20 protein-coding genes and 3 pseudogenes are annotated in these 26,989 nt (G+C 64.2%); 6 read left to right on the top strand and 17 right to left on the bottom strand.

What is annotated here, in order from left to right; all coding sequences use genetic code 11:
- The first annotated feature begins 12 nt into the window (after nt 1-12).
- Entirely contained in the window at nt 13-1,314 is a 1,302-nt protein-coding gene (locus CR103_RS07715) for an ATP-binding protein (protein WP_099915497.1), read from the top strand.
- Nucleotides 1,304-1,840 carry a response regulator transcription factor gene (locus CR103_RS07710; protein WP_099915414.1) on the top strand — a complete coding sequence of 179 codons (537 nt, stop codon included), beginning with the start codon at nt 1,304-1,306 and terminating at the stop codon, nt 1,838-1,840. Before CR103_RS07715 ends, CR103_RS07710 begins: the two co-directional genes overlap by 11 nt.
- A 45-nt stretch (nt 1,841-1,885) precedes the next feature.
- Here the strand turns inward: CR103_RS07710 and ftrA are convergent, their stop codons facing one another.
- Nucleotides 1,886-2,842, bottom strand: coding sequence for a transcriptional regulator FtrA (gene ftrA / locus CR103_RS07705; protein ID WP_099915413.1), 957 nt, complete (start codon nt 2,840-2,842; stop codon nt 1,886-1,888).
- A gap of 95 nt (nt 2,843-2,937) precedes the next feature.
- Here ftrA and CR103_RS07700 point away from each other — a divergent pair, with 95 nt between their 5' ends.
- On the top strand, nt 2,938-3,345 hold the full coding sequence (locus CR103_RS07700; RefSeq protein WP_099915412.1) for a rhodanese-like domain-containing protein: 408 nt from the start codon (nt 2,938-2,940) through the stop codon (nt 3,343-3,345).
- Nucleotides 3,346-3,857: 512 nt separating this feature from the next.
- Here CR103_RS07700 and CR103_RS07695 read toward each other — a convergent pair.
- The 14 genes and pseudogenes from CR103_RS07695 to CR103_RS07635 form a co-directional block, all read right to left on the bottom strand.
- On the bottom strand, nt 3,858-4,799 hold the full coding sequence (locus CR103_RS07695) for a LysR family transcriptional regulator (RefSeq protein WP_099915411.1): 942 nt from the start codon (nt 4,797-4,799) through the stop codon (nt 3,858-3,860).
- A 110-nt stretch (nt 4,800-4,909) separates the two neighbouring features.
- Nucleotides 4,910-5,119, bottom strand: a complete 210-nt coding sequence (locus CR103_RS07690; RefSeq protein WP_307719690.1) for a hypothetical protein — start codon at nt 5,117-5,119, stop codon at nt 4,910-4,912.
- 97 nt (nt 5,120-5,216) lie between these two features.
- A complete protein-coding gene (locus CR103_RS07685) occupies nt 5,217-6,233 on the bottom strand; it encodes an arabinan endo-1,5-alpha-L-arabinosidase (RefSeq protein WP_099915410.1) in 1,017 nt (338 codons plus the stop codon).
- Between the two features lie 23 nt (nt 6,234-6,256).
- The gene (locus CR103_RS07680) at nt 6,257-7,765 is read right to left on the bottom strand and encodes a glycoside hydrolase family 43 protein (RefSeq protein ID WP_099915409.1); all 1,509 of its coding nucleotides are present in this window, start codon (nt 7,763-7,765) and stop codon (nt 6,257-6,259) included.
- On the bottom strand, nt 7,762-9,309 hold the full coding sequence (locus tag CR103_RS07675; protein ID WP_099915408.1) for an alpha-N-arabinofuranosidase: 1,548 nt from the start codon (nt 9,307-9,309) through the stop codon (nt 7,762-7,764). Before CR103_RS07675 ends, CR103_RS07680 begins: the two co-directional genes overlap by 4 nt.
- A gap of 23 nt (nt 9,310-9,332) precedes the next feature.
- On the bottom strand, nt 9,333-9,497 hold the full coding sequence (locus CR103_RS22565; protein WP_180279317.1) for a hypothetical protein: 165 nt from the start codon (nt 9,495-9,497) through the stop codon (nt 9,333-9,335).
- A gap of 161 nt (nt 9,498-9,658) precedes the next feature.
- A complete protein-coding gene (locus CR103_RS07670) occupies nt 9,659-10,426 on the bottom strand; it encodes an SDR family NAD(P)-dependent oxidoreductase (protein ID WP_099915407.1) in 768 nt (255 codons plus the stop codon).
- Nucleotides 10,427-10,469: 43 nt separating this feature from the next.
- Nucleotides 10,470-12,041, bottom strand: a complete 1,572-nt coding sequence (locus CR103_RS07665; RefSeq protein ID WP_099915406.1) for an aldehyde dehydrogenase (NADP(+)) — start codon at nt 12,039-12,041, stop codon at nt 10,470-10,472.
- Nucleotides 12,038-13,038, bottom strand: a pseudogene (gene araD1, locus CR103_RS07660) (AraD1 family protein). Before araD1 ends, CR103_RS07665 begins: the two are co-directional and overlap by 4 nt.
- A gap of 20 nt (nt 13,039-13,058) precedes the next feature.
- Nucleotides 13,059-14,810, bottom strand: a complete 1,752-nt coding sequence (locus CR103_RS07655; RefSeq protein WP_099915405.1) for an IlvD/Edd family dehydratase — start codon at nt 14,808-14,810, stop codon at nt 13,059-13,061.
- A 141-nt stretch (nt 14,811-14,951) separates the two neighbouring features.
- Nucleotides 14,952-15,821, bottom strand: coding sequence for an SMP-30/gluconolactonase/LRE family protein (locus CR103_RS07650; protein WP_099915404.1), 870 nt, complete (start codon nt 15,819-15,821; stop codon nt 14,952-14,954).
- The gene (locus CR103_RS07645) at nt 15,818-16,870 is read right to left on the bottom strand and encodes an aldose epimerase family protein (RefSeq protein ID WP_099915496.1); all 1,053 of its coding nucleotides are present in this window, start codon (nt 16,868-16,870) and stop codon (nt 15,818-15,820) included. The genes CR103_RS07650 and CR103_RS07645 overlap by 4 nt, the downstream gene beginning before the upstream one ends.
- Before the next feature lie 14 nt (nt 16,871-16,884).
- Entirely contained in the window at nt 16,885-17,832 is a 948-nt protein-coding gene (locus CR103_RS07640; RefSeq protein WP_099915403.1) for a glycoside hydrolase family 43 protein, read from the bottom strand.
- A gap of 15 nt (nt 17,833-17,847) precedes the next feature.
- Nucleotides 17,848-19,068 (bottom strand): annotated as a pseudogene (locus CR103_RS07635) (MFS transporter).
- Nucleotides 19,069-19,193: 125 nt separating this feature from the next.
- Here CR103_RS07635 and CR103_RS07630 point away from each other — a divergent pair.
- Entirely contained in the window at nt 19,194-20,279 is a 1,086-nt protein-coding gene (locus CR103_RS07630; RefSeq protein ID WP_099915402.1) for an IS5 family transposase, read from the top strand.
- A gap of 157 nt (nt 20,280-20,436) precedes the next feature.
- Here the strand turns inward: CR103_RS07630 and CR103_RS07625 are convergent.
- Nucleotides 20,437-22,281 (bottom strand): annotated as a pseudogene (locus CR103_RS07625) (ImcF-related family protein); the annotation flags it as partial.
- On the opposite strand from CR103_RS07625, the gene CR103_RS23285 reads away from it, so the two are divergent.
- The gene (locus tag CR103_RS23285) at nt 22,265-22,843 is read left to right on the top strand and encodes a hypothetical protein (protein WP_229442917.1); all 579 of its coding nucleotides are present in this window, start codon (nt 22,265-22,267) and stop codon (nt 22,841-22,843) included. The pseudogene CR103_RS07625 and the gene CR103_RS23285 overlap by 17 nt on opposite strands.
- An 8-nt stretch (nt 22,844-22,851) precedes the next feature.
- Here the strand turns inward: CR103_RS23285 and CR103_RS07620 are convergent, their stop codons facing one another.
- Nucleotides 22,852-25,983, bottom strand: a complete 3,132-nt coding sequence (locus CR103_RS07620) for a ligand-binding sensor domain-containing diguanylate cyclase (protein ID WP_099915400.1) — start codon at nt 25,981-25,983, stop codon at nt 22,852-22,854.
- Nucleotides 25,984-26,289: 306 nt separating this feature from the next.
- Here CR103_RS07620 and CR103_RS22005 point away from each other — a divergent pair.
- The coding region (locus CR103_RS22005; protein ID WP_229442905.1) for an IS1380 family transposase at nt 26,290-26,989 on the top strand (700 nt) is incomplete at its 3' end.

The following is a 26,989-nucleotide window of genomic DNA, read 5'->3' as shown; positions in this document are numbered from 1 at the left end:
GTGATCGAACCGATGGCGGTGCCGGGCCAGAACGCCAATGCCGCCGGCTATCGCAACATGCACCAGTTGATCCAGCTGCGCTGGATCGCGGTGGTTGGCCAGCTGTCGACGATCGCCGTCGTGTCAATGGGCTTCGGCGTCCAGTTGCCGGTGCCGGCGATGCTGCAGTTGCTGGCCTGCCTAATCGCCTTTAACATTTTCAGCCTGTTGCGCTGGAAGGAACAGCACTACGTCGACAACCGCCAGCTGTTCCTGGCGCTGCTGGTCGACGTCTTCAGCCTGACCATGCAGCTCTATCTCAGCGGTGGGATGACCAATCCCTTCGTTTTCCTTTACCTGCTGCAAGTGATCCTGGCGGCGGTGCTGCTGCAGCCATGGTCGAGCTGGACCATCGTCGTCATCACCGGCGCCTGCGTGGCGGCGCTGGCGCTGTTCGCCAAGCCGCTGCCGCTGCCGCTCGACCATGGGCGCGGCATGTCGAGCCTCTATATTCAGGGCATCCTGATCAGCTTCGTCGTCAATGCGGCCCTGCTGCTCGTGTTCATCACCCGCATCAACCGCAACCTGCGCGCCGGCGACGCCCAGCTCGCCGGCCTGCACCAGCGCGCCGCCGAGGAAGAGCATATCGTACGGATGGGTCTGCTGGCCTCGGGCGCCGCCCACGAGCTCGGCACGCCGCTGGCGACGTTGGCGGTGATCCTGGGCGACTGGCGCCGCATGCCCGAGTTCGCGCGTAATCCCGAATTGCTGGCGGAGTTGGGCGAAATGCAGGCCCAGCTCAAACGCTGCAAGACCATCGTCAGCGGCATCCTGATGTCGGCCGGCGAAGCGCGCGGCGAATCATCGGCTAAGACCACCATTAAGGTGTTCCTCGACCAGTTGGTGGCGGAGTGGCGCGCCAGCCGGCCGATTGTCGCCTTCGAATACGACAACCATATCGAGCGCGACGTGCCGGTAGTGTCGGACTCGACCCTCAAGCAGATGATCTGGAACGTACTCGACAATGCCTTCGAGGCGTCGCCCCATTGGCAGCGCCTGGAAGCGCGCCGCGAAGGCGATGCGCTGGTGCTGTTGATTACTGACGGCGGCCCCGGCTTCGCCCCCGGCATGCTGGACCAGTTCGGCACGCCCTACCAGTCGACCAAGGGCCGGCCCGGCGGCGGTCTTGGCCTGTTTTTGGTGGTCAACGTGGCCCGCACTTTAGGTGGCCGCGTCAGTGCCCGCAACCGCGCCGAAGGCGGCGCCAGTGTGCGACTAGACCTGCCTCTGGCGTCGATCGCCCTGCAACCTGAGGAAACCAGTCATGCAGCCTGAACGCCTGCTGCTCATCGTCGAAGACGACTTCGACTTCGCCCGCACCCTCGGCCGCTCGTTCGAGCGCCGCCAATACCGCGTACTGCTGGCCGCCAGTTACGACGAGGCGCGCGCGCTGCTGCGCCAGCATGTGCCCGGTTACGCGGTGGTCGACCTGAAACTGACCGGCAACCTGTCGGGCCTGGCCTGCGTGCAGATGCTGCACGCGCACGATCCGGCCATGTTGATCGTCGTGCTGACCGGTTTTGCCAGCATTGGCACGGCAGTCGAGGCGGTCAAGCTGGGCGCCTGCCAGTACCTGGCCAAGCCGTCCAACACCGACGACATCGAAGCGGCCTTCGGCCACCAGGTCGCCAGCGCCGACCTGGCGCTGACCGCGCGCCCCACCTCGATCAAGACGCTCGAGTGGGAGCGCATCCATGCCGTACTGGCCGAGACCGATTTTAATATTTCCGAGGCGGCGCGCCGGCTCGGCATGCACCGGCGCACCCTCGCGCGCAAGCTGGAAAAGCAGCGGGTGAAGTAACTCGGCAAGCACCACCTGTCTGCCATGTGCCGCCATGGCGAGACCTTACGGCATCGCTGCGAACCTTTGTCGATACGCACCCGGACTGGTGGCGACGAGTCGGCGAAAATGCCGTCGCAACGATTCTTCCGAACCGAAACCGGCCAGTTCGGCTACCTGCGCCATTGGCGTGTCGGGCAACTCCAGCAGGTCCTTGGCGATCGCCACCCGTTCCCGGATCAGCCAGTTGACCGGCCCCAGTCCGGTGGCGTCTTGAAACTGGCGCTGCAAGGTGCGTGGACTCATCATGGCACGTTGCGCCATCGAGCTGAGCGTGTGCGGCTGCGCCAAATGTGCGCGCAGCCAGTCCATCAGTTTTGCCAGTCGGCCGCCCTCATCGCGCGCCATTGGACGCGGCACAAACTGGGCTTGGCCGCCCTCCCGATGCGGCGCGACGACCAGCCGTCGCGCCACCAGATTGCCGACCTTGGCCCCGTAGTCGCGGCGTACCAGATGCAACAACATGTCGAGTCCGGCGGCCGACCCGGCCGAGGTAATGATTTGTCCCGCATCAACATAGAGCAGGTCGGCTTCTACTTCTATGGATGGGTAACGCTGTGCCAGGCGCCCGGCATAACGCCAATGCGTAGTCGCGCGCTTGCCGTCAAGAACCCCGGCTGCGGCCAGGACAAAGACCCCGGAGCAAATCGAGCACAGCCGGGCACCGCGCCGGTAGGCCGCACGTAACTTGTCGAGCAAAGCAACGGACGGCAACTCATCGGCATCGCGCCAGCCCGGAATGATGATGGTATCGGCGCGGTCGAGCAAATCCAGGGTGAACGGCGCCAGGACCGAAATGCCGCCGGCAGCTCGGATAGGCCCCGACTCGGCTGCACAGACGGCGAATGCATACCAGGGCACTTCCAACTCAGGACGATCAAGCGCGAACAGCTCGACGGTACAACCGAATTCAAAGGTACAGAGCCTGTCATAAGCGAGCGCGACAACAAGATGTTTTTCCATGGCGTTATGTTACCGCACATTGACGTTTACGCCACTATCGAGACAGGCCGGCGGCATCGATAATAGCCCCACACCAACCAACCCCGGGTTCGACCATGTCCATCATCACCGAAATAGCTGCAGCACCTCATGCCATTGCCCTTGCCCACTTTGAAGCCATTCTGCAGTTCGAAACGGATTGCTGGGACGTCCACCATGCACTCGCCACCGGCGCCCATGATTTCGTCCTGCTCGATGTGCGCGGACCAGATCAGTTTGCCGCTGCGCACATTGCCGGAGCCAACCATCTTCCACATGGAAAAATCGTCAACGCAAAGCTGGCCCAGTACCCGGTCGAGACGGTCTTCGTGACCTATTGCGCCGGCCCCCATTGCAACGGCGCGGCGCGCGCGGCGATTCGCCTGGCAAAGCTCGGACGCCCCGTCAAAATTATGCCAGGAGGAATTACCGGCTGGATCGACGAAGGATTTTCATTGGCGACTTCGCCACCGGCGGCTGCCTGAGCAACGATAGCGGCCATTGGCATCGAAGGCTGACCGGCCATCTCAAGGCTTCGACTGAGAGCGCACCTCCTGAGGCAGCACAAGTATTTTGATCTGACCCGTGCGCCGCAGGGGTAGCAGCTGTCCTATCTCGATGCGGGCACAAACAACAACATCTTCAGCCTGTCCGCGCAGGTCGTGGCGAACGCGCGGGTAAAGATGCTTCAAACGCTGGATCGCTTCCTTAGCATTGCTCCGTCGAGCTGTGCTGTGCTGTGCAACCGTCGACTCGATACACCTGTCCATCCTCCAAGACGAGATCGATGCCTTTTTCGAACAGCAGCGCGGGATGATTTCGGATCAACCGGGCACGCTGAAGGTCGAAGCTATTGCAGACAAGCGAGTCTGGTTTGATGTTGGTATATGTAAGCGATATGGATAGTGGACTGTGACGATGGACCGACGACGATTGAAAAGATCGCGAACTACCGGCCTCGATCAGGGAAAATCTTTAGGTTTGAGCACCTCACTTCTCAGTACATTTCGAGCGCGGCGATGCGCACTTCCTTGAGCAGCAGGCCGGCAGCCGGCAACAGCAGGTGGTCCTGCTGGAGGATGATGCCGAAGGCGTCCATCTTGCATGGCAGGTCAATCGGCAGGATCTTCACTACATTGAGCGAGGCGTAGTAGGCGGCGACGTCGATCGGCATCACATGCAGCGAATCGGTCTGCTGCAACAGCGCCGTCACCAGCAACAGCGCGGTAGAGTCAACCACATTGATTGGCGGCTCGAGGCCGGCACGGCGGAACATCATGTCGAAGCGGTGGCGCAGGATGCTGCCGTGCGGCGGCAAGATCCACGGCAACGCCGAAATATCCTTCAGCGCCAGCTCGCGCCGTTCGAGCAGCGGATGGCCGGGGCGCACCCCCGCGCAAGCCGGCTCCTCGGTCAGCTCTTCGTAGATCAGCCCGGAACTGTCGGCGGTGTCGAAGATGCGCCCGATCATGAAGTCAAGCGTGCCGCGCTGCAGTTTGTCGAGCAAGACGTTACTCGGCTCGACCTGGACCCCGATCCGCAGCAGCGGCGCGTGCTCCTTGATACGGGCGACCGCGCGCGGCAGCAAGGCCATCGCCGCAGTCATGATCACGCCGACCTCGACCTGCCCCGCCAGGCCCGCCTTCAGCGCGACGATGTCGTCGTGCGCCAGCGACAGGCCGGTCAGCGCCATCTGGGCGTGGCGGATCATCGTTTCGCCGTACAGGGTTGGTTCCATCCCACGCGGCAGCCGTTCGAACAGGCGCACGCCGAGCATCTCCTCGAGATCCTTGATCTGTTTGGAAGCGGCCGGCTGCGTCATGTTCAGCTCGTCGGCGGCACGGTGGGTATTCCGAAAATCGTCGAGCGCGATCAGCAGCAGCAGTTGCCGCGTCTTCAGGCGCGCCTTCAGGAACCAGTTTGGGTTGGGAGAGTCCATTTTCAAAATAATATCATCCCCGATATTGCTCGCGGCAAAATGTTATCGATTTCGATATCACCTGCAGCCCGCCGAGGGATTCGCCGCCGGCCCCTGCGCGCTCTGCTCAATCAGGCCGATTTTGCCGTCCGCCCCATACTGGAATGCCTCGACTGCCACCGAACGGCGGTACTCACCTCCCCCGGCAATTTGGCGTTGTGGTGGAAGATGCAGGACTTGCCGTTGAAGTCGACGATGGCCTGGCCGTCGCCGCGAATGACCGCCGCCGGATCGATGTCGTCCCATGCGATGCCGGTTTCCCTGGTCATGTCGTTGGTCACCAGCGCGCTGCCGCGGGCGTCGGCGTTGTCCTCGCCGGTGATCTGCGCGCCGTCAGCTGCAGCGCCCAGTCCGGCAGCGCCATCAGCATCGAGCGAATCATGGCAGTTGCGTGCTGTTGTACCGATTCAGGTCGCGCGGGTCGACCGTTGGCCAGCCGTCCTTGTCCCACTGAATCTGCATGACCTTGAGCTTTTGCAAGTACTTGTCGGCGCGCTCGTAGGCATGCAGCACCAGCAAGTCCTTGCCGACCATCGTGTAGACGCTGTTGTGGCCGACGCCCTGCCAGTCCTTGTCGCCGGCCAGCACCAGCGAGCCGCCGCCGGCCGCCATGTCCTTGCCGGCACGGTCGAGGTACGGCCCGCTGACGTCGCTGGCGCGGCCGACCATCACGCGGTAGGTGCTGTCCTTGCCCTTGCAGCACAGCCCCCACGAGGCGAACAGGTAGAAGTAGCCATTCTTGCGGAAGATGTAGGGCGCTTCGATCTCGCCGGCGCCAGCGCCGGCGCCGGCCACCGATGTCGACAGCTCGCGGCGCGCGATCGAATGCCATTCCTGCGGCTCGGCCAGCTGCGTCCAGTTGTCGTTGAGTTTCACCAGCTTCAAGCCACTCCAGAACGAGCCGAACGACATCCACGCGCCACCTTTGCCGTCTTCGACGATGTTCGGGTCGATCGCGTTCCAATCGTCGCGCCCCGGCACCGATTGCAGCAGCATGCCCTGGTCTTCCCAACGGTAGTCGGGCGAATGCGGGTCGAGCGTCCGGTTGACCGTGACGCCGATGCCGGAGGTGTTCTGGCCGAAACCGGACACCGAGTAATACAGGTAGAACCTGCCGTTGTGATGCTGGATGTCCGGCGCCCAGATGTGGTCATTGAAGCTCGGCGCGGCGCGCTTGGCCCAGGCCGGCGGGCCGGCGAACACGCGGCCTTCCGGCGTCCAGTTCTGCATGTCGGCCGAACTGTAGAAGGTGATGCCCGGCCCAGTGCTGAACAGGTAGTAGCGGGCGCCGTCCTGCGCCATCACCGGGTCGTGCACGCTGACCTGCGCGGCCTGGCAGCCAAAACACAGCGCCAGTCCAAGCACGGCCGCAAGGGATCGAAACGAAAAGCTCATGGATTCCTCAATTCGATTGCAGTTCAGTGGCCGCTACGGGCGCCCCAGATCGACACGCCGTCCACCGACTGCGCCGTGAAGGTGACGACGAAGGCGTTCGCGTTGGTATTCCACTGGCGCGACAGCACTCCGTGGAACGTTCCGCCGCCGGTGAGCGTGATTCCAACGTTGTTGCCACCCTTGTGCGCCCAGCTGCCCGTCGCCGCCCCGCTGACTGTGCCATCCGACGCCAGCTTGATCGCCTGCGAGGACTTGACCGAGGTGCTGATGTCCTTGCCGTGGTTGATCATCTTATACGTTCCGGCGGCGTCGGCCGCGGTGACGGTCGCGCTGATCGTCGGCACGGCCAGCGTCAGCGGCGCGTAGCGGAACGGTGCCACCACCGGCCAGCCGTCCTCGCTGATGAACATTTCGTGCACCCGCAGTTCGTGCGCTTCGCCGGTTCCTGGAAAGCGGGTGTGGAACAGGATGAAGTACTTGCCGCTGGCGGCGTCGTACTGCGCCGAGTTGTGACCGGGCGAGACGTAGCCGATCGGCGTGCCGCTCTCGCCGGCCGCCAGCGCAAACTGGTAGTTCCCCATCAGCTTCTGGCCGTGCGGCGCGACGCTGGCGTCGTCGAACAGCGGCAACGCCCGATTCGCCTTGACGGTCGCCATGTCGGTGCCCTTGGCGTCGACGAACGGGCCATCCGGATTGCGCGAGCGCGACACGCGCAGGTTGTAGCCGCCATTCGCATCGAGCCCGCCAAAGGACGTAAACAGGTAGTAGTAGGCCGACTGCGCGCTATACATGATGTAGCCGCCTTCGATGCGCGCGTGGTTGCCGCCCATCAGGTGCTTGCCGTAGCCCTGGCCCGGCTTGGGCAGCCCGCTCGCCTTGTCCATCGCCAGGATGAAGATGCCGCCCGAGTACGAGCCGTAGACCATCCAAAGCGCGCCGTCCTTGTCGCGCAACGTGGTCGGATCGACCGTATTCGGGTGGATCCGCGCGTCGTAGATGGTGCCGTCGTCGCTGATCTGGTCCCACATCCCGGACTTCAGCAGGATCTGCTTGTTGGTGTACGGGCCTTCCACCTTATCGGCCACCGCGAAGCCGAGCGCGGAGCGCGGCGAATCGCCCTTGCAGGCGTTGTAGTACATGTAGAACTTGCCGTCATCGAGCTTGATCACGTCCGGCGCCCACAGGTCCGTCACCTGTGCCCAGGCGAAGGTATCGGCCAGCGCCGTGACGACGTTGTTGAACAGCGGGTTGGCTGCGGTAACGCCGTCGGCGGTCTTGGTCCAGTTCATCAGGTCGGTGGACTTGGCCGCGGCCAGATGCGAGCCGAAGACGTACCAGGTGGCGTCGACCTTGATGACGGCCGGATCGTGCACCGAAACGTTGGTGAACGTGACTGCCGTTTGGGTCGGCGCCGGGGCTGGGGATGGCGTCGGCACGGGCGCCGGCGCCGGGGTGACCGCGCTGCCGCTGCTGCCGCCGCCGCAAGCCGCCAGGCTGATCGAGACGGCCAGCGCAAGCACAGTGAGCCTCATGGTTGCACCTCGACCGCCACCACGACCACCGCTTTGGCCGGCAGCTTAACGCTCAACTTGCCGCCGGCGGCGCGGGCGCTGAACGGCACCGGCTTGACCGTCGTCGCTTGCTGGAACGTGTTGTGGGCATCCATCGCGGCGGCCGTCAGCAGTTGGCCGTTGACCGCGGCGATGTGCCGGCCGCCGACGTCGAGGGCGACATCGACCGGCTGGCCCGGGTTGGTGTTAACCAGCGCGAGCCACAGCTTGCCGTCCTTGCCGCGCGCGGCGGAGGCGCTGACGCCCGGGATGCTGACGCCTCCGACCCTGTACGGCACGTTATTCGCCAGCGCCACCGGCAGCGACGTCGCATCCTGGAACGGTACGTACATCTGGTACGCGTGATAGGTCGGCGTCAGGATCATCTTGTCCTTGTCGGTGATGATCATCGCCTGCAGCACGTTGACCATCTGCGCGATATTGGTCATCCGCACGCGCTCGGCGTGGGCGTGAAAGATGTTGAAGTTGAGGGCCGCCACCACCGCATCGCGCATCGTATTTTGCTGGAACAGGAAGCCGGCGTTGGTACCCTTCTCGACGTCGTACCAGGTGCCCCATTCGTCGACGAACAGTCCGATCTTCTTGTCCGGGTCATTCTTGTCGAGCTTCGCCACGTTATTCGTGATCATGCCATCGATCTTCAGCGTGTTTGCCAGCGTCGCTATCCACTGCGCCTCGTCGAAGCCGGTGGCGGCGCCCTTGACCTCCCATTTGCCGGTCGGGATCGTATAGTAATGGAAGCTGATGCCATCGGTTTCGTGCGCGGCATCGCGGCTGATCACATCGGTCCATTTGGTGTCGTTGTCGTTGCCGCCGCTGGCGATGAATTTCGGCCGCGTCGCTTCAGGCGCCTTCAGGAAGCTCTTGAAGTGCTTGTACATGCCGGTGTAATACTCAGGCGTCATGTTACCGCCGCAGCCCCAGGCCTCGTTGCCGATGCCGAAATACGCCAGCTTGAACGGCTTCTCGCGGCCGTTCTTGCGGCGCAGGTTTGCCAGCGTCGACTTGCTGTCGGAGGTCATGTACTCGACCCACTCCGACATCTCCTGCGGCGTGCCGGAGCCGAGGTTGCCGTTGACGTAGGCGTCGGCGCCCAGCATCTCGACCAGGTCGAAGAATTCGTGGGTGCCGACCGCGTTGCTCTCTTCCACGCCGCCCCAATTGGTATTGACCTTGACCGGGCGCTTGGCGCGCGGGCCGGTGCCGTCCCTCCAGTGGTATTCGTCGGCGAAGCAGCCGCCCGGCCAGCGCACCAGCGGCACGTGCAGGTCCTTCAGGGCGCCCACAACGTCGTTGCGCCAGCCTTTGGTATTGGGGATCTTCGAGCCGGGGCCGACCCACATGCCCTCGTAGATGCCGGTGCCAAGGTGTTCGGCGAACTGGCCGTAGACGTTCTTGTTGATCACCGCGCCCGGATGCGCAGCGTCGATTGTCACGCTGACCTGCGCGAAGGCCGGCGCGGCGGCGAAGGCCAGTGCGAGGACGGTGTGTTTGAGTGCGTGCATTGCTGTCTCCTGGTGTTTTTTAGTTATTTAAATATTGCGACGAAGCCGCCATGCGGCGCGGATATCGAACTCTGCTGCGGCGTGACGGCCACGCGCACCTTGATGTGATGGTCGGGGCTGGTCAGCGCGGGCGCCGCAAAGGCGCTCGCGGCCAACACCGCGACGGTATGTTTGAACGTGATGAGCATGCGAATCCCATGCGCTGCAGAGGCGCGTCGGAGGTCAAACCTGCCTTTTATAAAAAAGGGGTCAGACCCGTTTTAAATAGGTAGAAATCGTGCCCGGACCGAATTTCAATGGGGTCTGACCCCATTTAATTTCAATGGGGTCTGACCCCATTTTGAATTGATCAGACCCAGCCGGCGTCGACGATGAATTCTTGCCCGGTGCACATCGCACTGTCGTCGGCGGCGAGGAACAGCACCATCGATGCGATGTCGTCCGGCATCAGTTCGCCTGGCAGGCACTGCGCCTTGGCGATCTCGACCCTGGCGGCGTCGTTCACCCACAGCTCGACCTGGCGCTGCGTCATCACCCAGCCAGGCGTGACCGTGTTGACGCGGATGCCGTCCTTGCCGAGGTCGCGCGCGAGGCTGCGCGTCAGGCCGATCACCGCTGCCTTGGTGGTGGCGTACACCGGGTAGCCGCTGCCCTTGACGTGCCACGACATCGAACTGAAGTTGATGATCGCGCCGCCGCCCTTCTTGCGCATGCCTGCCACTACCGCCTGGCAGGTGAAGAACATCGGCCGCTGGTTGACCGCGATGCGCTCGTTCCAGTAGTCGAGCGAGACGTCGGCGATGTCGTGACGCTGGTCGTTGGCGGCATTGTTGACCAGTACGTCAAAGTCGCCCAGCTCGGCGGCCAGTTCGGCCATCGTCGCTTGCAGCGCGGCGATATCGGTGATGTCGCAGTGGCGGAACTGCGGCGCCGGCAGGCCGGCCTGCGCCAAGCGCGCGCACAGGACATCGCTCGCCTCGCGCGCGATGTCGACGAACCCGACGACGGCGCCCTGCCCGGCAAAGGCGGCCACGATGGCCTCGCCGATGCCGGTGCCGCCGCCGGTCACAAATACCCGCTTGCCACGCAGGCTGCCATAGTTGGCCAACTGTTTCATGCTGTCTCCGTCTGCTCTTGTAGTGTGGTGATAGCGCTAATGATTACGCTTTGCCGAGCGAGCCGTCACGCCGCCGCCATGTGCCGGCAGGATTATGGTCGCGCAGCACCTCGGGCAGCAGCGCCTGCGGCATGTTCTGGTAGCACACCGGGCGCAGGAAGCGGTTGATCGCCGCCGTACCCACCGACGTGCTGCGCCCGTCCGAGGTCGCCGGGAACGGGCCGCCGTGCACCATCGCGGTCGACACTTCGACGCCGGTCGGGAAACCGTTGACGAGGATGCGCCCGACCTTGCGTTCGAGGACCGTGAGCAGCTTGCGCGCCTCGTCCATGTCGCCTGCTTCCATCTGGATGGTCGCCGTCAGCTGGCCTTCGAGGCTTTCGGCGACCAGGCGCGCCTCATCGGCGTCCTTGCAGGCGACCAGCAGCGACGCCGGGCCGAACACTTCGCCATGCAGCGCGTGCTGCGCCAGGAAGGCCGCGCCGCTGGTCTTGAACAGCGCGGCGCCGCCCTTGCCTTCGCCGTGCGCGGTGTGCGCCAGCGTGATGACGGCGTCGTGCGCGGCGAGCTGCTGCACACCGCCCTGGTAGCTTGCCGCGATGCCGGCCGTCAGCATGGTAGCCGCTTCGGTGGCGTCGAGCGCCCTGGCGGCGCTGGCGGCGAAGCGGTCGAACTGCTCGCCGTCGATCGCCAGTACCAGCCCGGGATTGGTGCAGAATTGGCCGACGCCCATCGTCAGCGATGCGGCGAAGCCGGCGTCGATTTCTTCGGCGCGCCGGTCCAGCGCGCCCGGCAGCAAAAACACCGGGTTGATCGAGCTCATTTCGGCATACACGGGAATCGGCTGCGGCCGCGCCGCAGCCACCGCCATCAAGGCTTGGCCGCCGGAACGCGAGCCGGTAAAACCGACCGCCTGGATCGCCGGATGGGCCACCAACGCCTGGCCGATGCCATTGCCGGTGCCGGTCAGCAGTGCAAACACGCCGGCCGGCAGCTGGCACAGCGCCACCGCTTTCACCACCGCGCGAGCGACCAGTTCGGAGGTGCCCGGATGCGCCGAGTGCGCCTTCAGCACCACCGGGCAGCCGGCCGCGAAGGCGGAGGCGGTGTCGCCGCCGGCCACCGAAAACGCCAACGGAAAATTACTGGCGGCGAACACGGCGACCGGGCCGACGCCGATCAGGCGCAACCGCATGTCAGGCCGCGGCGGCACCCGCTCCGGCAGCGCGCTGTCGATGCGCACGTCGCGCCACGAGCCTTCGCGCAGCAAGGCGGCGAACAGGCGCAGCTGGCCGACCGTGCGGCCACGTTCGCCCTCGAGCCGCGCGCGCGGCAGGCCGGATTCGGCCATCGCCCGCACGATCAATTCGTCGCCGATGGCGATCACCTGGTCGGCGACGGTGTCGAGGAAGGTGGCGCGCTGCTCGTCGCTGGTGTTGCGAAAAGCGTCGAAGGCGTCGCGTGCGAGGTTGCAGGCGCGGTCGATCTGGGCTGCATCGACCATGTAAAAGGCCGGCTCGAGTGGTGCGCGCAGGGCCGGGTCGACGGCCTTGAAGTTGGCGCCGTTGCCGCGCTCGCTGACGCCGCCGATCAGGGCTTTACCGGTAATGTTCATAAGGTCTTCACTTTCGCACTCGTGGATTCGACAATCGCCAGCCGGTTGCGCAGCGGCGGTCCGAAGGCGTCCGCTTCGATCTCGAACGTCTCGCCCGGCTGCACCAAGATGCCGTCGGCGAAGCTGAGCGTGGCGGTGCCGAAGAAGTGCACGTGGACGTCGCCAGGGCGCTTGAAAAGCGCGTACTTGAAGTGGTGGTGCTCGAGGTTCTCGATCGTGTGCGACATGTTCTGCTCGCCGCTGACGAAGGCCTTTTCCCAGCGCACCTTGCCATCGGTGCCGACCACGCGCGAATGGCCCTGCACGTGCGCCGGCAGTTCGCCGACCAGCAGCGCGGGGCCGAAGCTGCAGGCGCGCAGCTTCGAGTGCGCAAGGTAGAGGTAGTTCTGGCGCTCGGTGACGTGGTCGGAAAACTCGTTGCCGATCGCGTAACCGACCCGGTAAGGCTGGCCATCGGCGCCGATCACGTACAGGCCGGCGATCTCCGGCTCTTCGCCGCCGTCGAGCGAAAACTCGGGCATCTCGAGCGGCTGGCCGCTGGCGCGCACGATCGAGCCGTCGCCCTTGTAGAACCATTCCGGCGCGACACCAAAGCCGCCGCCGGCCTGCCGCCTTCGACGCCCATGCGGAACATCTTCATGCTGTCCGACAGCGCGTCCATCTCGCCGCCGTCCTGCTGGTACAACTTCTTGTGCATCGAATCGCGCGTGTCGGCGCTGCCGAGGTGGGTCAGGCCGGTGCCGGTGACGTAGCAGTGCGCCGGGTCCGGATGGTCGAGCGGCGCCAGAAGGCGGCCACCGGCGACGACGTCGGCGTACGCGTGGGTCTGCGCGCCGGATTTGGAGGCGGCCAGTTGCTCAAGCCCGGTTTGCGCGGCGATCGCCGCCTGAGCCAGCGCCAGGGTCGATTCGACGCCGTCGATTTCGCGGATGGTATCGTGTTGCAGGATGCCGACGCGGCGCTGGCCGGCGGCGTTCAGAAATTGTACAAGCAGCATGGGGTCTCCAGATATTCTAATTAGTGTGAATGCTTCGGCACGGCCGATCCGCGGCAGCCGACCAGGAAGTCGAAGTCGCAGCCTTCGTCGGCCTGCAGCACGTGATCGATATATAAAGCCTGATAGCCGCCTTTCATGCCGGCGCCTTTTGCCGCTTCCTGCAATTTGGCGCGCAGCGCCAGCCGCTCCGTCATCTCGGCGTCGCCGATGTCCAGGTGAAGACTGCCGGCGTGGCAATCGAGCTCGATGTAGTCGCCGTCGCGCACGATGCCGAGCGGCCCGCCCGCCATCGCTTCCGGCGCCACGTGCAGCACCACGGTGCCGTAGGCGGTGCCGCTCATGCGCGCGTCCGAGATGCGCACCATGTCGGTCACGCCCTGCGCCAGCAGCTTTGGCGGCAGGCCCATGTTGCCTACTTCGGCCATGCCGGGGTAGCCTTTCGGGCCACAGTTCTTCATCAGCAGGATCGAGTTGGCGTCGACGTCGAGGTCGGGATCGAGGATGCGCTCCTTGTAGTGGGCGAAGTCCTCGAACACGACGGCACGGCCGCGATGCTTCATCAGGTGCGGCGAGGCGGCCGACGGTTTCAGCACCGCGCCGCGCGGCGCCAGGTTACCGCGCAGGATGCAGATGCCGCCGTCCGCGATCAACGGCGTGTCCAGCTTGCGGATCACCTCGTCGTCGTAGATCGGCGCGTCGATGCAGTTTTCCCACAGCGTCTTGCCGTTGACGGTGAGCGCGTCCTTGTGCGGCAGCAGGCCGCCCTCGCCCATGCGGCGGATGGCGCCAGGCAGGCCGCCGGCGTAGTAGAACTCTTCCATCAGGTAGCGGCCCGACGGCAGCAGGTCGACGATGGTCGGAGTGCCGCGGCCGATGCGGGTCCAGTCTTCCAGCTCCAGCGGCACGCCGATGCGGCCGGCGATGGCCTTCAGGTGGATCACCGCGTTGGTCGAGCCGCCGATCGCCGCATTCACCCGGATCGCATTCTCGAAATTTTCACGGGTCAGGATTTTCGACAGACGCAGGTCTTCGTGCACCATCTCGACGATGCGGATGCCCGACATGTGGGCCAGCACATAGCGGCGCGCGTCGACCGCGGGAATAGCGGCGTTGTGCGGCAGCGAGGTGCCGAGCGCCTCGGCAATGCAGGCCATGGTCGACGCCGTGCCCATCGTGTTGCAGGTGCCGGCCGAGCGCGAATGGCCCGCTTCGGCCGAGAGGAAATCGTGCATGCTGATCTGGCCGCCCTTCATCTGTTCATGCAGCTGCCAGACGGCAGTGCCGGAGCCGATGTTCTTGCCGTTCAACTTACCGTTGAGCATCGGGCCGCCGCTGACGACGATGGTCGGCAGGTCGACGCTGGCCGCGCCCATCAGCAGCGCCGGGGTGGTCTTGTCGCAGCCGACCAGCAGCACGACGGCGTCCATCGGGTTGCCGCGGATCGATTCTTCGACGTCCATGCTGGCCAGGTTACGCGTGAGCATGGCGGTCGGGCGCAGGTTCGATTCGCCGTTGGAAAATACCGGGAACTCGACCGGGAAGCCGCCGGCTTCGAAGATGCCGCGCTTGACGTGTTCGGCCAGTTTGCGGAAGTGGGCGTTGCAAGGAGTCAGTTCAGACCAGGTGTTGCAGATGCCGATGATCGGCTTGCCTTGGAACTCATGATCGGGAATGCCCTGGTTTTTCATCCAACTGCGGTACATGAAACCGTTCTTGTCTTGCGAGCCGAACCATTCGGCCAAACGCAGCTTCGTTTTTTTGATCTCAGACATCCATTCCTCCAGAATTTTCTTGGCGCCGGGGACTTATTGGTGGCCCAGGCCAGCGATAAGTCATACTAAAAGCTGGGGGAATATCTTTCCAATCAATTTTTTCGCGATATCGATATCGAAATCGTTATCAGGAGCACGGACTTAGCCCAGGAAGCGTTGCTCGGGCAGGCCAATGACATCGGTGGCGAGCGTAAAGACGCCACCGGACTTTGGCGCTGCCGCTACTTCGGCGTCGGACAGCCACTGGCGCGCGCTGGTCGCATACACCTTGTCGAGCAACGGACCGCCAAAGGCGACGCAGGTCGGCTGCGGCGCGTCGAGCATCAGCACCCGCTCGACCGATCCATCCGGTGCGTAGCGAACCAAGCGGCCGGCGCCCCAGCGCGCGTTCCACAGGTAGCCCTCGGCATCGATGGTCGAGCCATCCGGCTCGCCCGTCTCGCCGGTCAGGTCGGCGAACACGCGCGACTCGCCCACCTGGTCGCCATAATCGCAGCAGCGGATCACCTTGGTGAGCGAGTCGCAGTAGTACATGATGGCGCCGTCCGGGCTGAAGCAGATGCTGTTGGCAATCGCCACCGGCCCGAGTGGCAGACGCTCGAGCGACAGGTCGCAATTGAGCCGATAAAAGCTGCCGATCGCCTCGCGTGGGCTGTGCTTCTGGTTAAACATGCCGAACACGAAACGGCCCTGGCGGTCGCAGCGGCCGTCGTTGATGCGGGTGGCCGCCAAGTCCGGCCCGACGTCGCAGATATGCGTGACTGCAGCGCCGGAAAAGGTGAAAAACGCCAGGCCGCTCGCCAGGCCCAGCAGCAGGCGGTCGTCGTCTCCGGTGAATGCGAACGAGGCGAGCTTTTGCGGCATCGCCCAGCTGCGCGTGTCGCCGGTGGCCGGCGTGTGCGCCCACAGCGTCGCCGCCGGAATGTCGGTCCACAGCAAGCGGCCGGTACGTTCGCACCAAAGGACGCATTCGCCCAGTTCGTTCTCGCCATCGACCACCAATTGCATCATGCGTGGTTCTCCACTGAAAACTTGAAACGCGATTCGGTCATGTACCGTTCGCCCGGCCGCAGTATGGTACTTGGAAACTCAGGCTGGTTCGGCGAATCGGGAAAATGCTGCGGCTCCAGGCAGAAGCCGCTGCGATAGTCGATACTGCGCCCCTTGCCGGGCAGGCTGCCATCGAGGAAATTGCCGCTGTAAAACTGCAGCCCGGGCTCTTCGGTGTACAACTCGAGGATGCGGCCGGTCACCGGCTCGCGCACCCGCGCGGCCAGCGTCATGCGCCCGCCCTGCTTGTCGAGCACGAAATTGTGATCGTAGCCGGCGCCTTGGCGCAGCTGCTTGTCCGGCTGGGCGATGCGTTCGCCGATCGGGCGCGGCGAGCGGAAGTCGAATGGGGTGCCGGCCACCGGCGCCAGCGCCCCGGTCGGGATCAGCGCGGCGTCGATCGGCGTGAAGGAATCGGCGTGGATCGTCAGTTCATGGGCGAGAATGTCGCCGCCGCCAGCCAGGTTGAAATAGCTGTGCTGGGTCAGGTTGACCGGCGTGGCACGGTCCGTCACGGCCGAGCAGCGCATCAGCAGTTCGTTGTCGTCGGTCAGCTCGTAGCGCAGCGTGACGTCGAGGTTGCCCGGGTAGCCCTGCTCGCCGTCGGCGCTGCGGTAGGTCAGCGTCAGGCCTTCCTGGTCCGGCGTCGCCTGCCACAGGACGGTGTGGAAGCCGCGCGAGCCGCCGTGCAGGTGGTTGGCGCCGTCGTTGACGTCCAACTGAAAAATTTCGCCGTCGAGCTCGAAGCGGCCGTCGGCGATGCGGTTGCCGTAACGGCCGATGGTGGCGCCGAAGTACGGATTCGGCGCCACGTAAGGCGCCAGCATGTCGAAGCCGAGCACCACGTCGGCCAGCACGCCGGCGCGGTCCGGTGCGTGCAGTTCGGTAATGATGGCGCCGAAATCGGTAATTTTAACCACCATGCCGTGGGCATTGACCAAGGTGTACAGGCTGACCTTGGCGCCGTCGGCCAGTTGGCCGAACGGCGACTTGACGACCTTGTCGTTCATGCTTGCCTCCATCTTCAATCGATCGACGGGCGGCCGAACAGCGGCATGCCCTGCTCGTCCCAGCGCAGACGTTTGACGAAAATGTGGCGGTCCGGATTCCACAGCGGATCGCCGACGATTTCGGTATAGGTGCGCGCGTGGTAGACAAGTAACACGGTATCACCATCTTCGGCCCGGGTGAAGCTGTTGTGGCCCGGACCGTAGACGCCGTGCTCGTAGCAGGTTTGCAGCACCGGCCGCGCCAGCTTGGTCCACGACACCGGCTCGAGCAGGTCGGCGTCATCGTCGGCCCACAGCAGACCCATTGCGTAGTTCTCGTCGGTGGCACTGGCCGAATAGCTGATGAACACCTTGCCGTTTCTCTGCAGCACCGACGGCCCTTCGTTGACGGAAAAGCCGCGCGTCTCCCAGTCGAATTCCGGCTTGCTCAGCATAATCGGTTTGCCGTCGATCTGCCACGGCGTCTTCATCGGCGCGATGTACAGGTTCGAGTTGCCGGCGATCGCCTTGTCCTTCTGCGCCCATAGGTAGTACAACTGCCCCTTGTGGGTGAAGGTGGTGGCGTCGAGGCAGAAGGTGTCGATGCCGGTGTCGACCGGGCCCATGAACTCCCACCCGCCGTCGAGCGGATTGGCGCTGGTGTTGCGGATCGCGTACATGCGGTGCTGGAACAGCTCGAACTTGATCTCGCGGCTGGGCGCCGCGGCGAAGTAGACGTACCAGGCGCCCTGGTTGAAGTGCAGTTCTGGCGCCCATACGAGTTCGCTGTGCGGGCCGCTGTCGGGCTTGCGCCAGACGTCCACCGGCATAGCGTCGGCCAGCCCGGCGATGGTCTTGGCGCGGCGCAGTTCGATGCGGTCATATTGCGGTACCGATGCGGTGAAATAGTAATGGCCGTCGCTGTGGCGCACGATATGGGGATCGGCGCGCTGCGCGATCAGCGGTGTGAGAAGTTGTTCCATGGGTCGTTTTTCAGCTTAGCTGGCGACGTAGCCAAGGGTGCGCATGTCGTCCGTCACGGTCGTATAGTAGGTATCGCTGATGCGGTATTTGAACATCAGCATGCCCATGACGAAATGGAAGAAGCCGGGAATCACCGACAGCATCATGGCGATGCCCGCCAGCGCCTGCGGCGTCTGTGTCTGGTTCGGCTGGTAGTTGAAATACGTCAGCAAGATGCCGACCATCGCGCCGGCGACCGCCATGCCGGCCTTCTGGCACACCGAAATGCCGCCGAAGGCAAAGCCGGAGACGCGTTTGCCGGTCTTGACCTGGCCGTAATCGATGGTTTCGGCGATCGCCGACCAGAACACCGGCGCGTGCAGGTCGACCACGAACGACAAGATGAAATACAGGACGAACGCCAGCATGATGTCGCCCGGCTTGACCACCACGTAGATCAGCACGCTGATCGCCGCCACCGCCAGTTGGGTGTTGCGAAACAGCTTGACCTTGCAATAGAACTTGGTGACCCAGGTCGAAGCGATCATCGACAGGATTGCCGCCGCCACGCCGATCGAGAGGAAGGCCGACACGGTGGCGGTGTCGGCGCCGAGGTAGTACTTGGCGTAGTAGATGGCGACCGAGCCGCGCACCACGTAGCCGACGGTGCCGGTAATGCAAACGCCGCACAGGATCAGCCACTGGTCGTTGCGCAGCAGCAGCTTGACCTGGTCGGCCAGCGACTGCCGCTCGACTACGTGGATCACCCGTTCGGTGGTGCTGAATACGCAAAACAGGAACATCGCCACGCCGATCAGCGCCATCACCGCCATCGCCGCCTGGTAGCCGGTGGCCGGGTTGCCGCCGCCCCAGCGCTGCGCCAGGATCGGCACGATGATGGTGACCATGAAGGCGCCGATCTTGGCAAAGAACAGCCGGTAGCCATTGGCTGAGAGGCGCTCCTGCGGGTCGCTGGTGAGCCCGCTGATCAGCGAAATGTAGGGAATCCCGACGCCCGCCGTCATCACGGTCATGATGATGTAAGTGGCGTAGGCCCACACCAGCTTGGCGCTTTAGGCCCAGTCGGGGGTAGTGAAGACGAAGAACACGCTGATGCCATAAGGCACCGCCAGCAGCAGCAGCCACGGCCGGTAGCGGCCCATGCGGTTGGTGTAGCGGTCGGTCAGCTGTCCCATCACCAGGTCGGCCATAGCGCCGACTACCTTGGGGCGCTGCCGGACAGAACCGTGCAGCACCCCTATTTTTATCCTGCTTCGTCACGCCGGGCGGCTTAGCAGGCTGTTGAAAAATTCCACTGCCCTGTCAACTGGACGGCGGGGGTATACGTTGTATGAAGAGAACAACTTTTTACTTCGACCCCATGCGCAAGACCGACGTCACCCAGCACGCCATGTTCAGCTACCGATCGCTGGAGGAGCGCATTCCTGAGAGGCATCCTCTGCGCAGATTACGCATTCTGGTTGACGGAATTTTGCAGAGCATGAACGCCGAGTTTGCGCCGCTGTACTCGCGCCGTGGCAGACCGTCGATTGCGCCGGAACGCTTGCTCAGGGCCAGCCTGATCCAGACGTTGTTCACGATCCGCTCCGAGCGCCAGCTGGTCCAGCACATTGAATACAACCTGCTCTACCGCTGGTTTGTCGGCATGAATATCGACGAGGCGGTATGGAACCATTCGACCTTCAGCGCCAACCGCGACCGCCTGTTCGGCGAGCGCATGGCACAGCGTTTCTTCGCCGAGGTGTTGCTGATCGCGCAATGGCAAGATCTGATTTCGGACGAGCATTTCACGGTCGACGGCACCCAGATCGAAGCGTGGGCGTCGATGAAAAGTTTCGTTAAAAAAGACGGCAGTGGCAAGCCGCCGGAGGATGGCGGACGTAACGCCACGGTCGATTTCAAGGGCGAGAAACGCTCCAACGAAACGCACCATTCGACGACCGATCCGGACGCCCGTCTGTACAAAAAAAGCGCAGGCGACAAGTCTCGCATGAGCTACTTGAGCCATGCGCTGATGGAGAACCGCAACGGCCTCGTGGTCGATGCTGAAACGACGCTGGCGACCGGCACGGCGGAGCGCGACGCGGCGCTGACGATGGCGAAGCGGAGCATGACGAAAGCCGGTTCGACGCTTGGCGCCGACAACGGCTATGACGCCTTTGAATTCGTCAAGCAGCTGCGCAAACTGAAGATTACACCGCACGTCGCGCAGAAAAAACACAGTGCCATCGATGCCCGCATCACGCGCCACAAGGGCTACGCGGTAAGCCTGAAGAAACGCAAACTGGTCGAACAGATATTCGGCTGGAGTAAGACAATCGGTGGTCTGCGCAAGGCGCGTTTTGTCGGTCTGGCGAAGGTCAGGGCACAAACAATTTTCACTTTTGCGGTCTACAACCTGGCGCGCATGGCGACGATTTTTGGTTGGCGTTTGTCGACGGTATAGGCGGAATCCGCCCAGAGAGCGCCGAAAGGCGTGAAAACGCGCAAAAAACGCCCTGAAATGCGGCCAGAACCTGGTTTCAGGGCTGAATGCGGGTTTGAGAGCGATAAATTCGACTGATCATCGATAAAACCCGAAGGTATTCATGCTTTTTTTAACGACCTGCTAACGTCTGCTGCATGGACTGCTTGGCGCCAGGCCCCGGATCGCCCTGGTTCTTGAGCGTATTAAGGCGGCTGCGCAGGCGCGACAGGCTGTCGAGGTAACCGCTCATGAGCGAAGCTTCCTTTTCGCGCAGCCCGACCAGCTTGGCAACGCCGGCGAATTCGCGCCCAATCGGGCCCATCGCCGCGGTGTCGCTCCGAAGATCGTTGCGCGCTTCGCTTGGCGCGCGCTGCAGGATAGTTTGTTTGAACCACGCGAACAGGCCGGTTTCGACCCGCGCCATGTTGGCGCGGGCGGCCGCCGGGTTGTCCCACGAGGCTTCCTGGTAGATCGCGGTGAGCAGCTTGGCCAGTGGCGAGGTCTGCGGATCCCCCAGCCGGTTCATCGCCCGCACGCTCGCATCGAAACTGGACAGTTCGCTGATGGTCACTCCCTGCACGAACCTGAGCCACTCGCGCGTGTAGTCGGCCTTGTACAGTTCGGTAAGCGACTTCTGGATCTGCTCCGGACTGCCCTCTAACGTCAGGTCGTCCTTGACCGCCGTCTTGAGCACCCAGTCGCTGCTTTGCAGCTCCTTGTTGGAGGCGTCCTTGATGGCGCCGCTGACGAATTTCTCCCACGCCTCGCGGCTGAAGGCGCCCGGCACGGCGACGCTGCCGACCACCAGCGCCTGGTCCTGCTCGCCAACGATGCGCGCCACCGTCACCGCGGGGAAACGGGTACCGGCGCGCGCCTTGATGTCGGCATACACCCGTTCGCGCGCCGGCGTGCCGCGTACCACCCGCCGCAGGTTCTCGCGCGCCGTGTCGACCAAGCTTAGTTTGGCGGTCAGCTGTGGCCAGGCCGGGTCGCCTATCTGGGTAACGTAAAAGCTCATCAACCGCTCGGCGCTGCGGATCATCTGTTCGCGCGGCATGGCGCCGCGGTTGGCCTGGAGCCAGCCGCGCCAATAGCGCGTCAGCTGGTCGTTCAGGTGGCTGGCTTCGGCCCGGCTCTTGTCGTTTAACATCAGGTAGGTCTTGAGCGCGTTGTAGCCGTCGGCCGAGCTGGTCGGCGAAGCGTCCTGGTAGGGCTGACCAGGCCGCGCCGCGGGCGCAGACGCCGGCACGGTGTCAAGCTTGTCGGCGTTGGCGTTCATCTGGGTGAGCAGCGATTCAAGGGCGGCGCCGACCGGGGCAAGCATCACTTCGCGCACGCCGCCATAGTATTCGTCACGCAGCTTGCGCTCGAGCGCGCCACCCTGGTACAGGCCGAAGCCAAGCATCCATGGCTTGCTATCGCGGTATTTCTGCAGCTGCTCGATACGGTCCTGCAAAATTTCCAGCGCTTCCATTCGCGACTGCAAGTCGGAGCGCTTGGCCTGCAGCTGCACCGTCTTCTCGAGGTCGGCCTGGACGTTCGCCACCAACTGGCGGTTGCCCATGGCCGACCAGCTCCACAGGCCCAGCGAGCAGCCCAGCAACACGGTGGCGGCGAAGAACGCGCCGTATTTCAGGCGCGCTTTTGTGGGGCTGGTGTAGCGCGCCACCAGATCGCGGTCGGCGAAGATCACCTTGCGGAACAGGTCGTGCAGGAAGAAGCCGCCGCTCTGCTCGCCGGGTTCGCCGGGTTCGCCGGTCGCGGCGGCCTGCTGCTCTTGCAGCTTCAGGTCGAAGCGGCTGGCGACGCGTTTCGACGCCAGGTCCTGGACGCTGCCTTCCTGCAGTGCGCTGGTAAAGTAAAAGCCGCGGAACACCGGCTTGAACTGGTACGTGTTTTCGTCGAACAGCGTGGCCAGGAAGGCGCGTAGCGGCGTCTTGATCGAGGCAAATTCGAGCGGAAAGGTGAACACGCCAGGGCGCCTGCGGCAGGCGGCGTCAAGCTCGCCGAAGGTGGTCCATCTCGACAGCGTGCGGGCGGCAAGGAAACCGGTCGTCATCGAAACGTCGCACCGCTGGTCGTGGCCGGAATGGGGCGCGATCGCCGCCACCCTGGTGGTCGGTGTGCTGGCCGGCACGCTCGGCTTGCACAGCGTGCAGGGTGAAACCACCTTCGCTTCGGGTGGCAGCAACGGTACGCTGACCGCGCGTGGCAAGCTCGACACGGCCTTGACGCGGCAACTGGCGAGCGCGCCGCCGGCCGCCGGTAGCGCCATCACGATCGGCGTCAGCTTCGTCGCCAAAGAGGGCCAGTATTGCCGCACGTTCGCAGTCGGCGGGGCGGCCGGGCTGGCGTGCCGGTCGGACGGCCAGTGGACCATCCCGGTGCTGACCGACAGTGGCGGTGGCGCGGCCGGCGCCTATCGCCAGGCCGGCAGCGCGATGCCGCCGGCGGTGCTCGATGCGGTCGACGCGCGCACGGTAGGGCCGTCGCTCGACGCCAAGGGCGAGCAGGCGGCAGCTCAGCGCGGCTGGTCGCGCTAGGGCGGCCGTCAGTGCGCCTCGATATCGGCCGCATCGCGTGCCGCTTCAACGCTGACAAGCGGCAGCATCGCCCGGTTGCGCCCGGCCTGTTTGGCGCGGTACAGCGCCCTGTCCGCCAAGCGCACCAGCATGCCCGAATCGTTGTCGTCGGCCGGCACTATTGCCGCCACGCCGATACTGATCGTAATTACCCCGTACGGCGACTGCGCATGCGGCAATGCCAGCCGTTCGAGTTCGCGGCAGATGGCCTGTCCCAGCGCCAGCGCGGCGGCGGCGTCGGTCTCCGGCGCCAGCAGCACGAACTCCTCGCCGCCGTAACGCGCCACCATGTCGCTGGTGCGACGACCGAACGTCTCGATCACCGCGGCCACCGCGCGCAGGCACTGGTCGCCCGCCTGGTGGCCATAGAAATCGTTGTAGCTTTTGAAGTAGTCGACGTCGAGCATCACCAACGCCAGCGCGTGATTGCCGCGCTTGGCGCGCTGCCATTCCGCCGCCAGCGCCTCGTCGAAGCCGCGCCGGTTGGTGATGCCTGTCAGGGCGTCGGTGGAAGACAGCATCGCCAGCTTGGCGTTGCTTTCCTCAAGTTCGCCGGTGCGCGCCGCGACCAGTGCCTGCAGCTGCTCCTGGCGCCGCGTCAGGCTGCGCACCCGGGCATGGTAAGCCGCCGCCAGCAGGCCAGTCGCCAGCAGCGCCGCTAGCAGGCGGAACCACCAGGTCTGCCAGAACGGCGGCAGGATGCGGATTGTTACCCTGGCCGGCTGCTTGCTCCACACGCCCTGCTCGTTGGCCGCCTTGACCTCGAACAGGTAGGTGCCGGGATCGAGGTTAGTGTAGGTGGCGCTGCGGTGGTTGGCATCGGCCTGCACCCAGTCGCGGTCGAAACCCTGAAGCCGGTAGGCGTAGGCGTTGCGCGCCGGGTCGGTGTAGTGCAGGGCCGAAAACTCGAGCGAAAATACCGACTGCCGTACCGACAGCGTGATCTCGGTCGGCGCGGTGATCGTGCCGCGCAGCTTGACGTCGGCACTGTGCCCGCTTTCGGCCAGCGAGCGGTTGAACACCCGCATGTCGGTGATCGCCACGTGCGGCGCCATCGAGACGCTGTGCACCTTGTCGGGATGGACTCCGGTCATGCCATTGAGGCCACTAAAATACAGCACGCCGTTCGGCGCGGCGGTGGCAACGTTGAGCGCAAACCCCTCGGACAGGCCATCGGCGGCACTATAGCTGCTGATCTTGCCGCTGACCGGATCGAGCCGCAGCAGCCCTTTTGCCGTGCTCAGCCACAGTAGTCCGGCGCGGTCGCTGCGCATCGCCAGGATTTTGACCGCGCCGACGCTGCCTGCTGCGCTGTAGCTGCGAAAGTAAATGGCGCCGTCGGCCCCTACCAGCACCTGCTGGACGCCGCGCGCCGTGCCGGCCCAAAGCCGGCCCTGCGGATCCTGGTACAGGCTCGAGACGTTATCGTGCGCCAATGAGGCCGGGTCGGCCGGATCGTGGCGGAAATGGCGGAACTTGCCGCTGGCCACATCGAGCAGGTCGAGCCCGCCGCCGTTCCATTCCGAGCCCATCCAGACCCGACCCAGACTGTCTTCGACGATGCAGCTGGTGCCGCCCACGCTGCGCCTGGCCGGATCGAGCGGATCAAGCGGGTTGTTCGGGTAGCCGGTCCACTTGCCGCTGGCAATATCGTAGTGCACTACCTGCTGGCCGGTGCCGAGCCACAGCGTGGCGCCGGCGCCAGGCGCAATCACGTTGATGAAATTGGCGGCGATGGCGCCGAAGCCGATGACCTGGAAGCCACCGTCCTGCCGGTCGAGCCGGTTCAGCCCGGCCGCGGTGCCGGCCCACAGCGGCCCGCCCGGCTGCTGGTACAGGCTGTAGACGGTGTCGTTGCTGAGCGCGCCCGGGCGCTTCGGCGCGCTGCGCCAGGTCTGGATCACGGCGCCCTCGGCCGGATCGAACAGCGCAATGCCGGTATTGCTGCCCAGCCAAAGCCGGCCGTCGGGCGCGCCGTCGATGCTGCGGATCGCATTGTCGCGCAACAGGCTGTCGGCGGCGCTGTCGAACGGGATGACGCGCTCGAAGCCGCGGCTATTGAGGTTGACCTGGCTGATGCCGTTGGTGTACGAGCCGACCCACAAGATGCCGCCGCGATCGTGCAGCACGGCGTGGATATGGTCCGATTGCAGGCTGTGTATATCGTTGGCGCGGTGCACGTAATGCACCGCCGTGCTGCTGCCCTTGTCCCAGCGCAGCAGCCCGGCGGCCAGGGTGCCGGCCCACACCGCGCCGCTGCGGTCGCCATACAGCGTGGTGATCCGGTTCGGCGGCGATGCGATTTGCTGGCGCGCCGACCATGGCTGGGCGGAGTTCCAGGTGACGATGCCGTTTTCAGTACCGATCCACAAGGTGCCGTCGGCGGCGAAGTACAGCGAGCGGGCAATATTACGCTTGTCGTCGGGCGCTTGCGACGAGTCGATCCGATAATGCACGAAGCGGGTAGCACCTGGCGCCAGATAGTCGAGTCCGCCCGGCCAGGTGGCAATCCAAAGGCCGCCTTGCGGGTCCAGCGCCAGCGCATTAAGGTCGTTGCTGCCCAGGCTTGCCTGGTCCTGCTGGTCGTGCGTGTACACGGTCACGGCGCCGCTGGCGCTGTCGACATGCTGCAAGCCGCCCCAGGTCGCGACCCACATGCCCTTGGCGCCGTCGCCGACAATCGCCTTGACCATGCGTTGGCGCGCCGGCCCGGGCGGCAGGGTCAATGAGGTGAAGTCGCCCGATGCGGGATCGAAGCGCGCCACGCCTTCCTGGGTCCCGGCCCAGATCTGGCCCTGCGGGTCTTCGAACAGCGCCAGCACCCGGTCGCTCGGCAGGCTGCGCCGGTTGCGCGGATCGTGGAGATACTTGCTGGCCTGGTAGCCGTCATAACGGTACAGTCCGGCGCTATTGGTGCCGATCCAGATGAAGCCCTGGCGGTCTTGCAACAGCGCCATGATCGACAGGTCATCGCCGTCGAGCGCGCCAAGGCGCTTGAAGCGCAGGTCGGAGGTGGGGGTTGCTCCAGCCACGCCGGCGAGGACGAGCAGGCAACACCAGGCAAACAGGCGCAGCAGTTGAGACGAAATCAGAGGAAGCATCAAGGTTCCATGGAAAGGCGGCCGCGCGGTAGCGTTGCAACAGCAGCAAAACGAACTCTGCCTTTTACAAGGTTTCTTGTCAACAACTTTAGAGTATGCTTGGCTTTAATTGTTGCACCCTGGACATATGCCGACCATCGCGGGGCCCTAGCGCAAGAATGAATAAAAGGCAATATTGCCACAGTTCGCAAAAGTAGCGCCCTAACCCGGATATTGCATAAAAAAGGGCAAGAGTGACGTAAGTGATTGATAGAATGGGAATTATCTAGAAACCTATTCGTTCAACACAAACACACCTTGCCCAAGATGAATTTTAAGCCAGAACAGCTCCGCTTTGCTTCCATTCCGGGTTTTTCAGTGCGGGCCGACGTCGAAGGCGGGGCGTTGTCGTCCGATGTCGGGCCACTGCTGCTCAATGGGATAGACCGCCAGATTGGCCTGACCAAGCGGCTCTCGGCGGCGCTCACCGACCGACGTCACGCCAGCTACGTCACCCATTCGCAACACGACATCCTGAACCAGCGGGTCTATCAGATCGCCAGCGGCTACGAGGACGGTAACGGTTGCACTGCGCTGCGCCACGACCCGATGTTTCGTCTTGGCTTGGGCCGTGCCCCGTTCAACGACGAGGCGGCATTGGCATCGGCCTCCACCATCTCCCGTTTCGAACATGCGGCCCGGCGCAGGGATATTTTCCGCCTCAGCAGTGCGCTCGTGGACCAGTTCATCGCCGGCTACGCCACCGCTCCGGCTGTGCTGGTGCTCGACATCGACCACACGCAAGATCAGGCTCATGGCCCGCAGCCATTCGCATTCTGCAACCACCACTATGGCAGCACCTGTTCTCTGCCGCTGGTGATTTTCGAGGGCCTCAGCGGTGCCTTGGTGGCGGCCGTATTGCGCTCGTCCATGCGTCCGACCGGCGCCGAGAATACGATGATCCTCAAGCGAGTGCTGGAGCGCATTCGCCGCCATTTCCCCGACACGCATATCCTGGTGCGCGGCG

The sequence above is a fragment of the Massilia psychrophila genome, from assembly GCF_002760665.1.
Classification (GTDB): Bacteria; Pseudomonadota; Gammaproteobacteria; order Burkholderiales; family Burkholderiaceae_D; genus JAFCUW01.
Note: the sequence above shows the minus strand (reverse complement) of the source record. Positions and strands in the feature narration are given on the sequence as shown.